The organism is Asticcacaulis sp. P4_H10 (assembly GCF_056400965.1).
Map to the genome: position 1 here is coordinate 184450 of NZ_JBFUKH010000004.1, position 16745 is coordinate 201194.

At 61.2% G+C, this 16745-nt stretch carries 16 protein-coding genes; 11 read left to right on the top strand and 5 right to left on the bottom strand.

The features are described from left to right. The first annotated feature begins 238 nt into the window (after positions 1-238). The 5 genes from AC1DON_RS09000 to pseI all read left to right on the top strand — a co-directional run bounded on the left by AC1DON_RS09000 (position 239) and on the right by pseI (position 6267). Positions 239-1993, top strand: a complete 1755-nt coding sequence (locus tag AC1DON_RS09000; RefSeq protein WP_476934452.1) for a S1C family serine protease — start codon at positions 239-241, stop codon at positions 1991-1993. A gap of 182 nt (positions 1994-2175) precedes the next feature. Further along, entirely contained in the window at positions 2176-2838 is a 663-nt protein-coding gene (locus tag AC1DON_RS09005) for a YiaD family glycine zipper/OmpA-like lipoprotein (RefSeq protein WP_476934453.1), read from the top strand. Positions 2839-2980: 142 nt separating this feature from the next. Then, positions 2981-4033, top strand: coding sequence for a UDP-N-acetylglucosamine 4,6-dehydratase (inverting) (gene pseB, locus AC1DON_RS09010; protein WP_476934454.1), 1053 nt, complete (start codon positions 2981-2983; stop codon positions 4031-4033). Beyond that, positions 4026-5228, top strand: a complete 1203-nt coding sequence (gene pseC, locus AC1DON_RS09015; RefSeq protein WP_476934455.1) for a UDP-4-amino-4,6-dideoxy-N-acetyl-beta-L-altrosamine transaminase — start codon at positions 4026-4028, stop codon at positions 5226-5228. The genes pseB and pseC overlap by 8 nt, the downstream gene beginning before the upstream one ends. After that, positions 5218-6267: a pseudaminic acid synthase gene (gene pseI / locus AC1DON_RS09020; protein ID WP_476934456.1), complete on the top strand. Its 1050-nt coding sequence runs from the start codon at positions 5218-5220 to the stop codon at positions 6265-6267. Before pseC ends, pseI begins: the two co-directional genes overlap by 11 nt. On the opposite strand, the gene AC1DON_RS09025 is transcribed toward pseI, so the two are convergent. Together AC1DON_RS09025 and AC1DON_RS09030 are read right to left on the bottom strand one after the other, a co-directional pair. Then, positions 6264-6896 carry a hypothetical protein gene (locus tag AC1DON_RS09025; protein ID WP_476934457.1) on the bottom strand — a complete coding sequence of 211 codons (633 nt, stop codon included), beginning with the start codon at positions 6894-6896 and terminating at the stop codon, positions 6264-6266. The two genes, pseI and AC1DON_RS09025, sit on opposite strands and share 4 nt — an antisense overlap. Continuing rightward, positions 6896-7741, bottom strand: coding sequence for a pirin family protein (locus AC1DON_RS09030; RefSeq protein ID WP_476934458.1), 846 nt, complete (start codon positions 7739-7741; stop codon positions 6896-6898). Before AC1DON_RS09030 ends, AC1DON_RS09025 begins: the two co-directional genes overlap by 1 nt. 46 nt (positions 7742-7787) lie before the next feature. Here AC1DON_RS09030 and AC1DON_RS09035 point away from each other — a divergent pair, with 46 nt between their 5' ends. After that, complete coding sequence (locus AC1DON_RS09035; RefSeq protein ID WP_476934459.1) at positions 7788-8417, top strand: trimeric intracellular cation channel family protein; 630 nt, start codon at positions 7788-7790, stop codon at positions 8415-8417. A gap of 161 nt (positions 8418-8578) precedes the next feature. Further along, entirely contained in the window at positions 8579-9220 is a 642-nt protein-coding gene (locus tag AC1DON_RS09040; protein WP_476934460.1) for a hypothetical protein, read from the top strand. Positions 9221-9285: 65 nt separating this feature from the next. Here AC1DON_RS09040 and pseF read toward each other — a convergent pair whose 3' ends face one another. Further along, positions 9286-9978 (bottom strand): pseudaminic acid cytidylyltransferase, encoded by a 693-nt coding sequence (gene pseF / locus AC1DON_RS09045; RefSeq protein ID WP_476934461.1) that lies wholly within the window; start codon positions 9976-9978, stop codon positions 9286-9288. Positions 9979-10086: 108 nt separating this feature from the next. Here pseF and pseG point away from each other — a divergent pair, with 108 nt between their 5' ends. The 3 genes from pseG to AC1DON_RS09060 all read left to right on the top strand — a co-directional run bounded on the left by pseG (position 10087) and on the right by AC1DON_RS09060 (position 13890). Beyond that, positions 10087-11085: a UDP-2,4-diacetamido-2,4,6-trideoxy-beta-L-altropyranose hydrolase gene (gene pseG / locus AC1DON_RS09050; protein ID WP_476934462.1), complete on the top strand. Its 999-nt coding sequence runs from the start codon at positions 10087-10089 to the stop codon at positions 11083-11085. Positions 11086-11147: 62 nt separating this feature from the next. Beyond that, positions 11148-11624: a peptide-methionine (R)-S-oxide reductase MsrB gene (gene msrB, locus AC1DON_RS09055; protein WP_476934463.1), complete on the top strand. Its 477-nt coding sequence runs from the start codon at positions 11148-11150 to the stop codon at positions 11622-11624. A 94-nt stretch (positions 11625-11718) separates the two neighbouring features. After that, positions 11719-13890, top strand: coding sequence for a bifunctional diguanylate cyclase/phosphodiesterase (locus tag AC1DON_RS09060; protein WP_476934464.1), 2172 nt, complete (start codon positions 11719-11721; stop codon positions 13888-13890). A 7-nt stretch (positions 13891-13897) separates the two neighbouring features. On the opposite strand, the gene AC1DON_RS09065 is transcribed toward AC1DON_RS09060, so the two are convergent. Beyond that, positions 13898-14299: a hypothetical protein gene (locus AC1DON_RS09065; protein ID WP_476934465.1), complete on the bottom strand. Its 402-nt coding sequence runs from the start codon at positions 14297-14299 to the stop codon at positions 13898-13900. 339 nt (positions 14300-14638) lie between these two features. Here AC1DON_RS09065 and AC1DON_RS09070 point away from each other — a divergent pair, with 339 nt between their 5' ends. Next, a complete protein-coding gene (locus tag AC1DON_RS09070; protein WP_476934466.1) occupies positions 14639-15001 on the top strand; it encodes a hypothetical protein in 363 nt (120 codons plus the stop codon). A gap of 132 nt (positions 15002-15133) precedes the next feature. Here the strand turns inward: AC1DON_RS09070 and AC1DON_RS09075 are convergent, their stop codons facing one another. Next, positions 15134-16567 carry an aldehyde dehydrogenase family protein gene (locus tag AC1DON_RS09075; protein ID WP_476934467.1) on the bottom strand — a complete coding sequence of 478 codons (1434 nt, stop codon included), beginning with the start codon at positions 16565-16567 and terminating at the stop codon, positions 15134-15136. Positions 16568-16745: the final 178 nt, after the last annotated feature.

A 16745-nucleotide genomic window follows, 5' to 3' on the forward strand; every position in this document is an offset into this window, starting at 1 on the left:
CGCTTAGCGCCGCAACCCGCCGAAGGCAAGCCGTAGCATAGGGCAACATCTATTATGCCACAGTTACTCAAAAGCAGCGCTTGAGGGGTGATTTTGTCACAGAACTCCGCTATTAACCAATCCTAAACACGCTTTCGGTCAAAGCGTGGGGATGGGCATATAGTGTGATCACGCACTGAGCCGGGACAGAGTGGGAATAGTGTCAGTGGCGTCCAGTTCAGACGCAGGTCGAACAAGTGTGAAAGCGCGCTGGATCGCGCTTGCGCTGGTGCTTTGCCTGGGCGTAATCATCGGCATCGGCCTCAACCATCACGCGGCTGCCGACGACGCCAAGACCAGCGCTTCGGCCACCCCGATCGTCAACCCGGACCTGCAACCCGTCAATTCGACCAAGGCGCTCCAGACTGCCGAGCAGTCGGTTGTGCGCGTCCTGGTCGTTTATCGTGGCTATGGCGGCACACCGCTCGATTCGGTCGGCATGGGCTCGGGCTTCGTCGTGGCGCCCGGCTATATCATCACTAACTATCACGTCGTCGAAGTCCCGGCCGAAGCATCGAGCGCCGATGTCTATATCGTGCCGCACAAGGACGCCGGCGCCGGCTATCAGCGCGTCGAGCTGGTCAAGACCTGGACCGAGGGTGATCTGGCCCTGCTGCGCGCTGACGGGCTCAAGATCCCGCCGCTCAAGCTGTTCGCCAAGCCCAACAAGAATGAACGCGTCGTGTCGATGGGCTATCCCGACGCGACCGACCACCTGCTCAACCGCTCAGGCACGCAACTGCTGGAGCCGAGCGACGCCTATGTGACGCAGGGCTCGATCGCGCTGTTCGCATCGACCAATCCGGACGGCAGCCGCATCGACACCCTGTTCCACACGGCGCCCATCAATCACGGCAATTCCGGCGGGCCGCTGATGAACGAATGCGGACAGGTCGTTGGCGTCAACACCTGGACGGCGCCATCCACCATGTCGGCCGGCGGTGATCTCGACATCGCCACGGGCCAATATGTCGCGACGCGCGTGACCGCGGTCCAGACCTTCCTGGCCTCGGCCGGCGTGACGCCGTCTATGGCGGCCAAACCTTGCTACGCCAAGAGCGAAGACGAGATCGTCAAGGATGACGCCCTGACCAACGCGCTGGCCGCCGCTGCCGAGGCCCAGGCCGCCCGCGTCGAAGAGCAGCGCAAGGCGGAAACCGACCGCGCTGCGCTTGAACGCTGGCAACTGGGGACGCTGGTCCTGCTGTCGGTTCTGGTCCTGATCCTGATCGGGCTGATTATCCGCCGCGAAATGCGCCACCGCCACGAGATCCATATGAAGGAGCGCGACGTCGCCCCCACCGCTTTCTCGAACGAGGCGGCGCCCAAGGCCAAGCCGGCGCAGAGCATGCTCGACAAGAAGGTCAAGGTGCCGGGCGTCAAGCATCCCATTCCGTGGGGCTGGATCGCACTGGGCCTAGTCATCATCGCTGCCGTCGCATTCCTGCTGGTCAAGGACCGCGATACAGCCCGCCGGCTGACGGCGCCTTTGGCTGCTACTGCGGCGCCCGCCGGCGTCGTCCATATGGCCTGCACGGTCGATTCTGCGGCTTCGCCCAATCCGATCGCCGCCGCCGGACCGATCGAGTTCGATTTCGACGCCCAGAATGCCTGCGTCAGCGGCAAGACCGCCTATGAGCGCCAAACCGACGGCACCCTGGTGCGTTTTGCCGTCAATGAAGGCACCCAGATGGCCGCGCGCCTGGAACTGTCGGCAGATGGCCAGCTGTTCAAGCGCAGCGAGTTCCGCCTTGAGCCCGATCTGCACAAGGAATATGTCACACAGCGCAACGCGCTCGGTGACCTGCGCTGCGCGTCCAAGGCCGGCAGCGGTGCGGCGACCGCGCTCAACCAGAACCTGGTCAAGGTTCGCCTGCTGTCGCAAAGCTATTTGAACATGCCGCCGGAAACCCAAACGGTGTGGCGGTGTAAGAAGGCCGATGCCAAGTCGTGAACGCAGACGATATAGTCTCCTTCATGCTGCGTTCAGTTTAAAAGATCTACCTTCGCCGTTGTGGTACAGGCTTCGGGTGAAAAGCACTGATTTTTTATCCGGCCTTTGCGTTCATCGCAGTCACGACTTGGAATATGGCCGCGCAAGCGGCGTAAGTATTTGTTTGTGAGAGGACAAATCCTATGCGTAAGTTCATTATGGTTTCCGCCCTGGCCGCCTTTGCTCTGGCCGGCTGTACGACGATCGAAGACAGCAGCGGCATGAAGGTGTCGAGCCGCACCAAGACCGGTGCGCTGATTGGCGCCGGCGTGGGTGCCGCCGTCGGTGCCCTGTCCAACAAGAAGGGCGATCAGGCCCGCAAGAACGCCATGATCGGCGCGGGTATCGGCGCCCTGGCCGGCGCGGGTGTCGGCAACTATATGGACCGCCAGCAGCAGGAACTGCGCGACCAACTGCGTGGCAGCGGTGTGTCGGTGCAGCGCGTTGGCGACACCATCGTGCTCAACATGCCGTCGGACGTCACCTTCTCGACCGCCTCGGCCGATATCGACGCCAGGTTCTTCCCGGTGCTGGACGAGGTTGCGCAGATCCTGAACCAGTACCCGGCGACCTATATCGACGTCGTCGGTCATGCCGACAGCCAGGGCAGCGACGAATTCAACCTCGACCTGTCGGAACGCCGCGCCAACTCGGCGGCGGGCTACCTGTCCAACCACAAGGTCAAGTCCGAACGCATCTACATCGCCGGCATGGGCGAGCGCGTTCCGGTGGCCAGCAATGACACTGCCGAAGGCCGTGCCAAGAACCGCCGCGTTGAAATCACCCTGCGTCCGATGGTCGACTAAGTCCATCGGCCCAATCCGAAAAGAGGAACAGCCCCGCGGTATGCGGGGCTGTTTTTTTGGCGGCACAGGCGTGACGACCATTAACGTCATTTTAGCCGCGATCATTCACCATGCCGGTCAAACAGTTTCGGGTTAGGAACCTATGACCACGCCCTCCCTTCGTGATTTCGCACCCCAGATCGATCCGGTACGTGGCAAGACCGTCCTGATCACCGGCGGCACCGGCAGCTTCGGCCGCAAAATGGTGCAGACCCTGCTCAACGACTTCGATCCGAAGAAGATCATCATCCTGTCGCGTGACGAGCTCAAGCAGTACGAGATGCGCGGTGAGCTGGAAGAGATGTTCCCCGCTGACAAGATGGCGCGCCTGCGCTTTTTCCTCGGCGATGTCCGCGACCGCAACCGTCTTGAGCTCGCCTTCCGGTCTGTGGATATCGTCATCCATGCGGCCGCTCTGAAACAGGTGCCGGCGGCCGAATATAACCCATCGGAATGCATCGCGACCAATATAACCGGCGCCGAGAACGTTGTGGCCGCCTGTTTGTCCAACCGCGTCCAGCGTGTCGTGGCCCTGTCGACGGACAAGGCGTGTTCGCCGATAAACCTCTACGGCGCGACCAAGCTGGCGTCTGACAAGATCTTCGTCGCCGCCAACAACCTGTCGGGCGATATCGGTACGCGCTTCTGCGTCGTGCGCTACGGCAATGTTGTCGGCTCACGCGGTTCGGTGGTGCCCTTCTTCAAGCGGCTGCTGGCCCAGGGCGCCAAGGAACTGCCGATTACCGACGACCGCATGACGCGATTCTGGATATCGCTCGACCAGGGCGTCGCCTTCGTGCTGTCGTGCCTGGAATTGAGCCAGGGCGGTGAGATCTTCGTGCCGAAGATTCCAGCGACCCTGGTGACCGATCTGGCGACCGCCATGGCGCCCAAGCACAAGCAGACCATTGTCGGCATTCGCCCCGGCGAGAAGCTGCACGAGATGATGATTTCGGCCGATGATTCGCGCTCGACCTACGAGCTCGACGACCGCTATGTCATCGAGCCGGAATTCGCCGAATATACCCGCAAGTCCTTCGCCAAGGTGCGCGGCATCAAGAAGGTGCCCGAGGGCTTCTCCTATGCCAGCGACAACAATCCTGAGCGCCTCGATGCCGACGGTATCAAGTCGATGATGAAGGTCTATCTTGAGTAGCTTCCTCCCTTATGGCCGACAATCGATCAGCGACGCCGATATCGAAGCGGTCGTCGAGGTTCTGCGTTCCGACTACCTGACGACCGGCCCCAGCGTCGACCGCTTCGAAGCCGACCTCGCCACCTCGGTTGGCGCCAGGGAAGCGGTGGTCGTGGCTAATGGCACGGCGGCCCTGCATATCGCCGCCCTGACACAGAACCTGACGGCCAATGACGCGGTGGTCGTGCCGTCCATAACCTTTACCGCCTCGGCCAACTGCGTCGCCTTCTGCGGCGCACAGGTCGTGTTCGCCGATGTCGATCCGACGACCGGCCTGATGACCGACGCGACTTTCGATGAGGCGCTCGACGTCCTCAAGACGCACCATCCTCAGCGTCGTTTTGCCGGGGTTATACCCGTGCACTACTCGGGCCGACCGGTAGCACTAGACTACATCTCGAAAGTCTGTGCTGAGCGCGATGCCTTCTTACTCGAAGATGCCTGTCACGCCATTGGGACTGATGGGCCCGACGGCAAGGCTGGCGCTTGCGCAAAGTCCGACATGGCGGTTTTCTCGTTTCACCCGGTAAAGACGCTGACGACGGGTGAGGGCGGCGCGGTCACGACGAATGATCCGGCTTTGGCGCGGCAGTTGCGCAGCCTGCGCAGCCACGGCATCGAGCGCGATCCGTCGCGTTTTGAGGGGCTGGGTTTTGGTGGCGATAACGATACCGGGCCGTGGATCTACGAGATGCACGGCTTGGGTTATAACTATCGTTTGCCGGATTTGAATTGTGCCTTGGGTATCTCACAGCTTAAGCGTCTGCCGCATTTTCTTGCGCGGCGTGAAGTATTGGTAGGTGCTTATCAGGCGGCACTGGCAAAGCGCAACCTTCCGGTTGCGTGGGTTGCGCCTGAAGCCGGCACGCGACCGGCCTTCCACCTGTTCGCAGTCACCATTGATTTCGAAGCCTTGGGCACGACGCGCACCGCAGTTACGGCGGGTCTCAAGGCGCGAGGCATCGGCACCCAGGTTCACTACATCCCGGTGCACCGGCAGCCATGGTGGCGTGATCGCGCACTGGCTAATCGCGACCTGGCCGGGGCTGACCAGTACTACCGCACCACCGTGTCTCTGCCGTTGTATGCCGATATGGGCGACGATGATCCGGAGCGGGTGATCGTGGCTTTGGAGGAGGTGTTGGATGGCCTTTGAAGTCACTATCGATGGCCGCAAGATCGGCGCTGACCACGCGCCCTACATCATCTGCGAGCTGTCGGGGAACCATAATGGCAGCCTCGATCGTGCACTGACCATGATCGACGCTGCGGCCGATACCGGCTGCGACGCCATCAAGCTGCAGACCTATACGGCCGACACCATTACGCTGAAATCCGATCGTCCGGAGTTCCAGCTGAAGGGGGGCTTATGGGACGGCTATTCGCTTTACGCCCTCTACGATGAAGCCCACACGCCATGGGACTGGCACCCGGCCCTGTTTGCGCGGGCAAAGGCCCGTGGGGTCACCATTTTCTCGTCGCCGTTCGACGACACGGCGGTTGACCTGCTCGACAGCCTGGGCGCGCCGGCTTTCAAGATCGCCTCGTTCGAACTTATCGACCTGCCGCTGGTCGCCCATGCGGCGTCGAAGGGCAAACCGCTGATCATGTCGACCGGCATGGCCAACGACGCCGAAATTGCCGCTGCCGCCGCTACCGCGCGCAAATATGGTTCCGGTGAGATCATCCTGCTGCATTGTGTCAGCGAATACCCCGCTAATATCGCCGACGCCAATGTCCGCACCGTGCCCGATCTTGGCCGCAAGTTCGAATGCGTGTCGGGCCTGTCCGACCACACCTTCGGTACCGCGGCTTCTGTCGCTTCGGTGGCGCTGGGTGGGTCGGTGATCGAAAAGCACTTCACCCTGGCGCGCGCCGATGGCGGTCCGGATTCGGGCTTCTCGCTCGAGCCGGCCGAGTTCACCGCGCTTACGCGCGACTGCAAGGACGCCTGGAAGGCGCTTGGCCGCGTCCATTACGATACGCTGGGATCCGAACGCGCCTCCAAGACCTTCCGGCGCTCGCTCTATGTCGTCCAGGACGTGAAGAAGGGTGAGGCCCTGACCAAGGACAATGTACGCTCGATCCGCCCGGGCCTCGGTCTGCCGCCTGTACGGTTGTGGGACGTGCTGGGCAAGACGGCCAGCCGCGACCTGTCGCGCGGCGAACCACTCAGCGACGAGATGATTGGCTAATCAAATTCGGCGAACGCCGCTTCGCAGGTAAAGATGGAGCCGTACCATCTCACAACAAATCTGGGAGAGAAGAGGTTGCTTCCTTTCAGTTGGTAATAACTCACCGCCTGCGAATCGAGATCGGCGCAAATGAAAGCGGCGATTTTATGAGGCGCCTTGGCAACAACGTAGTGCGAACTGCTGGTAAGGACCGCGAACCGGCTGAGTTTGCCCGGCGGGCAGTTCAGGACGTCGCGCGGGCCTAACGCGATGTCGTGATATTGAAGGAAGCTATGCATCCTCGCATACAGGCCCAGAGGATCGGGCAAGGCTGATTGGCATATAATGGAAACTTCCGTCTTGTCCGTCCAATCACCGGGTTCATTAGCCGTGATCGAAAAGTCTTCAAGAACTTCATTGCTGTAAGTTTCGTTCAAGGTGCTAACGACCTGCAAGTCCAACTGCCCGGACTCAATGCCTTCAAATACAAAGCGTATCCGGCCGTCAGAGGTCGGTTGAATAGCGTTTTTCCACCAGGGATAACCTTCTAGGCTCAGACTTACCGTCTTTGATGCGAGTTCAATACCGACGAGTCTCGTTGGATGGCTAATCGCATGCTGATCCAGGAAGCTTTTCAGCTCGACGCGCATCAGCCAAACTTCCCAGCTTGATAGTCAGCATAGGCCTGGTGGATTTCCTGCGCCGTGTTCATAACAAACGGGCCATGGGCCACGATGGGTTCGCGAAGGGCCTCGGCATGGCCGAACAGTACCACCGACTCCGTTGTAGCTTCGATATCGATCAGGTCGCCCTCACCGAATTCGACCAGTTGCCATTTGGCGGCATCGACGCCGTTCACCGCTACGTCGCCGCGCGCCACGTAAAAGAAGACGTCGCGGCCGCTTAAGCCTTCGAAGACGACACGGCCTTCTGCCTTGAGCGCAAGCGTCGTCATGAAGATGCCGGTCAGCGAGGTTATCGGTCCGGTCTGCCCCTGCCAGTTGCCTGAGATCAGGTTGACCATGGCGCGGCCTTCATCGGTTGAGATCGTTGGGATGACCTCCTGCTGCACACCGGTATAGGCGGGCGCGGTCATCTTCAGCCGCGCCGGCAGGTTGACCCACAACTGCAGGATTTCCATCGGCCCGCCGCTGCGCTTGAAACGCTCGGGCGAAACTTCCTCGTGGACCAGGCCGCTGCCGGCCGTCATCCACTGCACGCCGCCAGCCTCGATAATGCTCTCATGGCCGGCCGAGTCGCGGTGCGCCAGTTCGCCTTCGAGGATGAAGGTCACGGTCTCAAAACCGCGATGCGGGTGCGGGCCAAACGGCAGGCCGCGATTATTGGGCTGATAGGTCTGCGGCCCGTGGTGATTGAGAAACAGAAAGGCGCCGATATTGTTCAACTCGCGCGACGGCAAGGGCCGGCGGGTGACAAGATCGCCGATATCGTCGCGATAGGCGCCATGCAGACGCAAAACGGGCTTCTGAGGCATCGAACTATCCTTTGGAACACAGCGACCGCCTGTGATATGGCGCGGCATGGACGCGCTTACAACTGCTTTGTTCTGGCTGGATTACGCCGCCGTTGCCGTATTCGCGGCGACGGGCGCGCTGGCGGCTGCGCACCGCAAGCACGATATCATCACCTTCTGCTTTTTCGCGGCCATTACCGGCGTTGGCGGTGGCACGCTGCGCGACTTGCTGATCGGAGCGCCGGTCTTCTGGGTCAACCGTCCCGGCTATATTATCGTCAGTCTTGCCACCGCCGTTATCGTTTGGCTGATGGGCAAGCGGGGTTGGCGGTTTCGGGCCCTGTTGTGGCTCGATGCCCTTGGCCTGGCCGGCTTCGCGGTGGTTGGTACGGCCAAGGCACTGAACCTGGGGGTGCCCGCGGTGTCGGCGGTCATCATGGGCGTTCTGACGACGACGTTTGGCGGCATTGTCCGCGACGTCCTGGCGGGTGAGCCCAACCTGCTGCTGCGACGGGAAATCTATGTGACGGCGGCTTTGCTGGGCGCCATAGTCTTTGCGGCCCTGCAGGGACTGGGCCTGGCCTTCTGGCCGTCGGCACTCGTGGCCTTTGCCGGGGCTTTTGCCTTACGCGCCGCTGCCATCCGATTTGACCTGGCGCTGCCGGGATTTCCCGGATCGAAGAGCCCGGTCGAGTAGTTTGCTTTGTCGCGATGTTTATGCGGAAAACCCCAGAAACGCTTCTTGGCACTTTTCCGCACATCGCTCCGGCACATAATAAGTTCGCGGAAATGGTTAATAAGGTTTAGTCGTTGGCGGGCGCGTAATAGGTTAACGCGCGCCCATCAGGAGATTGCGACATGACCAGACCCGCCCTCATTCTCGGTATCTCTGCCGCCTTCGTATTGTCCCTCCTGCCACTGGCGGTTTCGGCCGGCGCGGCGCATTCCGGCTATCGCCCCGCGACGTGGCAGCGCTCGCATGACGGCCAGGGCGTGATGCGCGTCTATGGCGGCGATGTCTACCGCACGCCTGAAGCTTATGCCGGTGGCGAGTTCCGTGGTGGGCTGAATGTCCAGACGGCGTCTGAGTACGCCGAAACCCGGGACGAGCGCTACAGTGAAGAATACTATGAAGACTCCGACCGGTATGTCGCGCCTCAGGCGCCGTGCCGTTCGGTGTGCGTGACGGCCTATGCCCCACCTCCGCCTCCGCCGTGCGTCACCGAAGCCCGCCGCGAGGTCCGCTATGCCGGACCCCGGGTCGCGTCGCGCGCCATCGTGGTCGAGGAAGAGGAAAGCCGCGACGACTATCGCGAATATCACCGGTCGTCGTCGCGTGATTACGATGATCGCCGCAACTTTGCTCTTTCCGAAGACTGCCCGTGTCACCACGCGCACCACGACGACCGGTATGATGATCGTCACGATGACAGATACGACGATCGCCACGATGACGATTATCGTGGACGCGGTTCGCGCGACGTCTTCGGGCGGTATTAAAGCATTTCCAGGTGAAGTGCCAAAGACCGCTTCTGGCGGTTCGCCGTTCGGAAATGCGACAGGAACTAAAGTCCTTTGAGGACTCGATAGGTAACCTCGGCGACCTCCCAGTCCTCGGGCGTGTCGACATCGACCACGTGCGTGCGCGGGAGGATGACCGGCGCTGAAATCGGCGAGAAGATGATTTCGCCGTTCAGCCAGGCGTCGGACCAACCCCAGTAGAACTGTGCGGCGTCGTGATAGGCGTGTTCCAGGTCCTGCGACCTTTTTGTGCGGTTTTCCGGCCAGAACATGTCGACGCTGCCGTCGGGTGTCTGTTTCAGGGCGCGCTGGATGGGGAAGGGGAAGGACGTCACCGCGAAGGCGAATCGCCGGCCGGGTTCGCACAGGCGGTCCCAGCCGTTTTTAATCCGTTCCGGATCGATCAGGGGGGCGGTGGCGTAGATGCAGCACGCAGCGTCGAAGACCATACCCTGGTCGCGGAACCAGTTGATGGCGTGGACGACGACAGCATCGGTGCCGATATGGTCATTGCCGAGTTCGGGCGGGCGTACGAAAGGCGTCTCGGCGCCGTGGGCGCGCGCCACTTCGGCAACGTCGTCGTCATCGGTCGATACGACAATGGTGTCGAACAGTCCGCACGCTTGCGCCGCGCGAATCGAGTAGCTAACCATGGGTTGGCCGTGGAACAGCTTGATGTTCTTGCGCGGGATGCGTTTGGAGCCGCCGCGGGCGGGAATGACGCAGAGCTTTTTCAACGGACGGTTTGCCTGCCGGAGTGCGTGCGCGTCTGAAAGTGGCGCGCAGGGTTAATCAAGCGCAGTTGCGTCAACATTCCCTTAAACCGCAGATGCGAGGCTGTTTGCATGAAGTTGTTTATCCGCACGGAAGCCTCGGCGCAGATCGGCATGGGCCATTTCATGCGCTGTTTCGCCGTGGCCGAAGAGGCCCGCCGGCGCGATATTCCGGTTACCTTCCTGATGCGTACGGATGATGCGGGCGTCTCTGCCCGTGCTGTCGCGATCGGCGCCGGGGTGTGCGTGATCCCTGACGCACTGGGTGAGGACGTCGCGGCCATCGCCGCCTCCGGGATAACGGCCGAAGACTGGTTGATCATCGACAGTTACAAGATTAGCGAGGCCTATCTGAGTGGCCTGCATGGGCTGGCGCGGCTGGCGGTGGTTGATGACCTCAATGCCTGCGACGCCTATGACTGCGACTTGCTGATCAATGCCGCCGACGCGGCCTTCGACATGGGCTATGGCCTGAAGACGCGCGCCGGCCTATTGCTGGGCGCTGACTACGCCATGATCCGCCAGGAGTTCCTGGCACCTCGCACCCTTACGGACGCGGCGCGCACAATCGCCGTTACCTTCGGCGGGAGCGATCCGGCTGGGCTGACCGTGGTGGTGGCCGAGCGCCTGCGTCACGCCTTTGCTGATGTCCATATCCGCGCCCTGGCGGGGCCGGCCAACATGCATGTCGGGCTGTTGCGCGACACGGCGCGCGATCTTGGCAATATCGATGTGTGCGTCGATCCGCCCAGCGTGGCAGAGGCACTCGCGGGCGCAACCCTGGTCGTGACGGCCGCCGGTGGCAGTGTCGGCGAGCTTGCCGCCATGGCGCTGCCCGCCCTGGTCCTGGTCGTGTACGATAATCAGGCCGCCTTCCTGCACGCATGCCCGTTTCCGGCGATCGACGTCCGCAAGGGGCTGCCTGACGACCTCGAAACACGTATTGGCGCCATGATGAACGATGTGCAGGGGCTGAAGGACAACGCCGCGCGTGCACATGCCAGGGTCGACGGCCAGGGGGCACAGCGCATCGTCGCTGCCATGTTCGGTAAGCTGAAAAAAAATTCGTGAGGACTGTAACGGTTACTGTGCGGAGACCGTATATAGACGGCTACGCACGAAAGGACCGCGCCATGACCAAGTCCGCCATCGGTTTCGACCTGACCCCGCCAACCTCCGGACAGATTACGGAACTGGCCGCCCGGCTCGATCCCGAAGCCCGCCGGATCCTGCTCGACCACGGCACCGAACCGCCCTTCTGCGGCCGGTTCGACGAGTACGAGGACGAGGGGACCTATGTCTGCAATCTCTGCGGCCTGCCCTTGTTTTCATCCCACACCAAGTTCCATTCCGGCTCGGGCTGGCCCAGCTTTTTCGAATGTATCGACGCCGACCATATCCGTAATATTCGCGACACGTCGCATGGCATGATTCGTATCGAAATCCGCTGTGGCCGCTGCGATTCGCATCTGGGTCACGTCTTCGAAGATGGTCCGCGTCCGACCGGACTGCGCTACTGCCTGAACTCGGTGGCGATGGAGTTCGTCGCCGAAGGTGATCCGTTGCCGGATCGTCTGCATCTCGGCGCGCCGGAAGGCCACGCGATATAAGCCCCGGCTTGTAAGCGAGAAATTCACGTTTTTACCGCATGATGCCCTGAGTATTGAGGACGCGCGAAATGCGTCCTGGCGAATTGGTGGCAGAATGCAGAAGTTGTTCTCGGGGTGGAGAATCGAGCCCAAGGCACGAACCCTGTTTGGGTTGGTGGCGTTGGGCTGTGTCGGCTTCATGGTGGCGATCATCGCTTTGATGTATTCGTCCCTGGCCGTCGTGACCGACAAGGCCAACGAGATCTATGCCGTTCGTTCGATCGAATCCGTTCAGGGCGCGATCCAGACCACCATCGAGCGCATGAATTCGCAGGTCGAGGACAATACGGTGTGGGATGACGCCGTCGAACGCCTTTATGCGCGGAAGCTGGATCGCGCCTGGGTCTACTCGACCTGGGGCGCCGTGGCGCAGGACGACTATGGTTATGACGGCGTCTATGTCCTCGATGAGAATTTTCGCGTGCTTGAGGGCTATCGCAATGGACAGCGGCAGCCTGACGCCCGGCTCGACATGTTCGGCAACGGCTTTGCCTCGCTGATCGGTCTGCACACCGAAGCCCTGCGCACTGGCACTAAGTCGATCGCCGGCCTGACCTATATGAAGGATGGCGTCGCCATCGTCGGGATCAGCCTGGTCCGTCCGACCAAGGGTGGCCTGACAGGTCACGGCACGACAAAACGCTATTTGGTCATGACGCGCCACATGTCGGTCACCATGCTCAAAGACTTGTCGGCGACCTTCCGGATCGACGGCATCAAGCTGACCCCCACGACGACGACGACCGAGCCGTATCTCAAGCTCGTGGACGCCAGCAATCAGGAGGTCGGCCGTCTGACCTGGACTCTGCGCCAGCCGGGCGTCGAAGCCGTGCGCGCCGCCGGTCCGCATATCCAGATGATCGCCTGGCTGATCGGTGGCATTGTCCTGCTGGTCTTCGCCGTCGCCGGCTACAGCCTCTTCAGGCTGGCCAAGAACGAACAGGTGGCGCGGATCTTCGCCCTGACCGACAATCTCAGCGGCCTGCCCAATCGGCGCGCCCTGTTTGAACGCCTGCAGACCTTCGGCGCCATGCGCGGCCCGGTGCACAAGTGCGTCGTCTTCATCGACCTCGACGGCTTCAAGGACGTCAACGACGTCTACGGCCATTCGACCGGCGACAAGCTGATCATGATCGTGGCGGCGGCGCTGAAGGAATTCCTGCCCAAAGACGGTGTCCTGGCGCGCATGGGCGGTGATGAATTCGCCATGCTGCTGGGCGGCAAGAATGCCGATGAAAAGTGCCAGGCCTTTGCCGAAACCGCCCTGAGCTTCCTGACCAAGCCGATCCGTATCGGTGAGCGCACCGTTCAGATCGGCGCCAGTATCGGCATCGCCGCCGGCGACCTGAAGACCTGCCGCAGCCAGGAACTTTTCCGCCGCGCCGACATGGCGATGTATCATTCGAAAAGCACCGGCAAGGCGCGTATCACCTGGTACGATGGCGAACTGGACGCAACCCGGCTGCGCAAACAGGCCATCGAAACGGGCATGCGCAGCGGCTTGACACGCGACGAATTCGACGTCGTCTATCAGCCGATCGTCGAGGCCCGCACGCAAGGCATCATAGCCGTCGAAGCCCTGGTCCGCTGGCCGCGCCGCCCCGAGGGCGAGCTTTATCCCGATCAATTCATTTCCCTGGCCGAATCGAGTGGCCTGATCCATCCGCTGGGTCAGTTCGTGCTGCGCAAGGCATGCCAGGATATTCTTCACATGCCGGGTCTGCGTCTCTCGGTGAACATCTCCCCAGCTCAGTTCCGCGACGCCGAATTTGAAAGCAAGGTCGCGAGTATCCTGGCCGAAACCGGCTTCCCGGCCGAGCGCCTGGAGCTTGAAGTCACCGAAGGCTATCTGATCGAAAATCCGGACCGGGCCATTGCCGCTGTCGGCACGCTGAAGTCACTGGGCGTATCGATCGCGCTCGACGATTTCGGCACCGGCTATTCCAGCATCGGCTATCTGCGCCGCTACAACTTCGACAAGATCAAGATCGACAAGTCGCTGGCCGGCAAGGTCGACCGTGATCCGCAGGCGGCGGCGCTGGTCGCCGGCACCGTCAATATCGCCAACGCCCTGGGTCTGGCCGTGACGGCCGAAGGCGTCGAGACCGAAGACCACGTTCGCCTGCTCAAGCTGGCGGGCTGTCACTTCCTTCAGGGCTATTATTTCAGCCGCCCGAAGGGGCTGGCCGACCTTCAGGACTTGCTGTCAGCCCGCGCGGTCGCGTAAGCTTCAATCAGGGCAGGTTGACCGCCGCGATAACCGCCTTGAAGGTCGCGGCATCCTTGCGCCTTAAATCCAGCAGGTCCCCGACCAACCGGTCCTGACGCGTCCGGCGGGCCTCTGTCTTTTCCTGGTCGATCCGAGCCTTCAACTCCATGAGGTCGCTGACACACTTGTCCTTCGACAGCGCAGGATCTCCTTTTGCTTCGCGTTCGACCAGCAGCGCCACCACGTCCATCAGCCGGCCAATTTGCCGGCCATAGGAGTCCTGCGCCAATATCCGCCGCTCGGTATCGGGCGCCGACGAATTGGCTTGGTTGATCGTCGTGGAGAAGGTGATGGGGAGAATCGGCTGCTCGAGCTTTTCGGGTGCGAGATTCGGCCACATGGGCCAGAAGGCGGACATTGATGGCATGGCAAACTCCAGATTGAGGCAATTCCACTATAGCCTGTGCAGCGAATTTTGGCTTTGCCAACCTGATTTTCGCGATTTTGCCTCAGAATGCGAAGCCACCTTCTGTTGTCATTTTAAAACAAGTTCGTGCGCTCAATCCTAAGATATTCAATATTCTGATAAAAATATTGATCCGTATAAGGATTAAAGCTGCCGATTCAAATTTTCGTGAAAATGTTCCGTTAGCTGACAAAATTTACTTGAAAATCGCCAAAAAGAGCGCAGCCTTAGGGGGCAGTATTCAGGCTGTGCCGGAACAGGCTTTAAGCCCAAGACCAAAAAAATCGGAGTGAAACCCCTATGACGAAATCGGTTCTTCTTGTCTCATTGACCCTTGCGGGCCTCACCGTGGCGTCCAGTCCGGCGTGGGCCGAGTGTGACAGCCGCCAGGAGGAAATGGTCGGCCGCGCCATCGCGCAGAAGGTCGAGAAGAATATTCCGGCTGAGGAACGTCAGGGGGCGCGCGCCATCGATCTCGATCGCTGCGAAGGCGGCAGCACCAAGTTCCGTGCCAAATTCCGCTATCATGTCGAACGCGAAGGCCAGAAGACCTGGGTCGTCGAAGGCGAGGCCAACGGCAAGGATGACGACGTCCGCGACGTGCGCGTGGTGCGTTCGGCGCCGGAAACACCGCGTCAGTACGCGCGCGCCGACAACTGGTAATCTCAAAAGACAAGGCATGGCTTTGTCTTATTTCCGGGCGAACCGGTCTCCACTTCACCGGGAAATGCTTGGCAATAAAAAAGGCGGCGCTTCTTTCGAAGCGCCGCCAGTTTGTCTGGATATTAGGTTCCCTTACAGCGGGAACTGGTACGCGGTCTTCACAATTGTGTAGAATTCCTTGGCGTAGGCGCCTTGTTCGCGCGGGCCGAAGGAGGAGGCTTTGCGGCCGCCGAACGGAACATGGTAGTCAACGCCGGCAGTCGGCAGATTGACCATCACCATGCCCGATTGGATGCGGCGCTTGAACGTCTCGGCGGCCTTCAACGACTTGGTGCAGATGCCGGCCGACAGACCCATTTCGGTGTCGTTGGCGACCTTGATGGCTTCTTCCAGGTCCTTGACGCGGATGACCGAGGCGACGGGTCCGAAGACCTCTTCCTTGTTGATCGACATGTCGGGCGACGTCTTATCGATCAGGGTCGGGGCGTAATAGTAGCCCGGCGTGCCGAACGTCAGGTCTTCGCCGCCGGCGACGACGACGCCGCCTTCGGACTTGGCCTTGGCGACGGCGTCACGCGCGATGTCGAGCTGTTCCTGGGAAGCGATCGGGCCCATCTGGACGCCGTCGGCGCGGCTGTCACCGACCTTGATCGCCTTGGTGGCGGCGGCAAGCGCTTCGACGAACTTGTCAGCGATGCCTTCGGTGACGATGATGCGCGAAGACGCCGTGCAGCGGTGGCCCGATGAGAAGAAGGAAGAGTTCAGCACGGAGTTGACGGCGTTGTCGAGGTCGGCGTCATCGAGGACGACGACCGGGTTCTTGCCGCCCATTTCGCACTGGACGCGCTTGCCCTTGGCCACGGCCTGGTCGCGAACGCGCGTGCCGGTCGGAACCGAGCCGGTGAAGGAGATGGCGTCACAGCCGTCGATCATCAGCGGGCCGGCGACCGAGCCGCGGGCAAAGACAACGTTCAGCACGCCCTTGGGCAGGCCGGCACGGTTCAGGATGTCGGCCAGCTCCCAGGCGCAGCCAGGCGTCAGTTCTGCGGGCTTGCAGACGACGGTGTTACCAAAGGCGATAGCCGGGGCCATCTTCCAGGCCGGGATGGCGATCGGGAAGTTCCACGGGCAGATCAGACCGATGACGCCGACCGGCTCACGGGTGATCTCGACCTTGACGCCCGGACGGACGCTGTCCAGCACTTCGCCGTGGGCGCGCAGGGCTTCACCGGCGAAATACTTGAAGATGTGACCGGCGCGGGTGACTTCGCCGATACCTTCCGGTAGGGTCTTGCCTTCTTCGCGCGACAAAAGCGCGCCGAGCTCGGCCTTGCGGGCCAGAATTTCGGTGCCGGCGTTGTCGAGCACGTCAAAACGCTGCTGCGGCGTCGAGAACTGCCAGGTCTCGAACGCGGCCTTGGCGGCGGCGATGGCGGCCTTGACCTCGGCTTCGCCGGCGGTCGAATAGGTACCGATAACGTCGTTGGTGTCGGAGGGGTTGATGTCGTTGAAGGTCTTGTCCGTTGTGACCCATTCGCCGTTGATCAGGTTGCCTTTAAGCGCCATTTGGCCTCTCCTAGCTATTATATGATGGCATGATGTGTGGCTCTATAGGCCACTATGTTAGCGCTCACAAGAGTCATGTAGGCGCGTTGTTGGCGCTTATATAGTCAGACAATTGCCCTTTGTAACCCCTGTTAACGTACTTACTTGTGAAACCTTGGGTAACGCCTTTTGAGGTGCA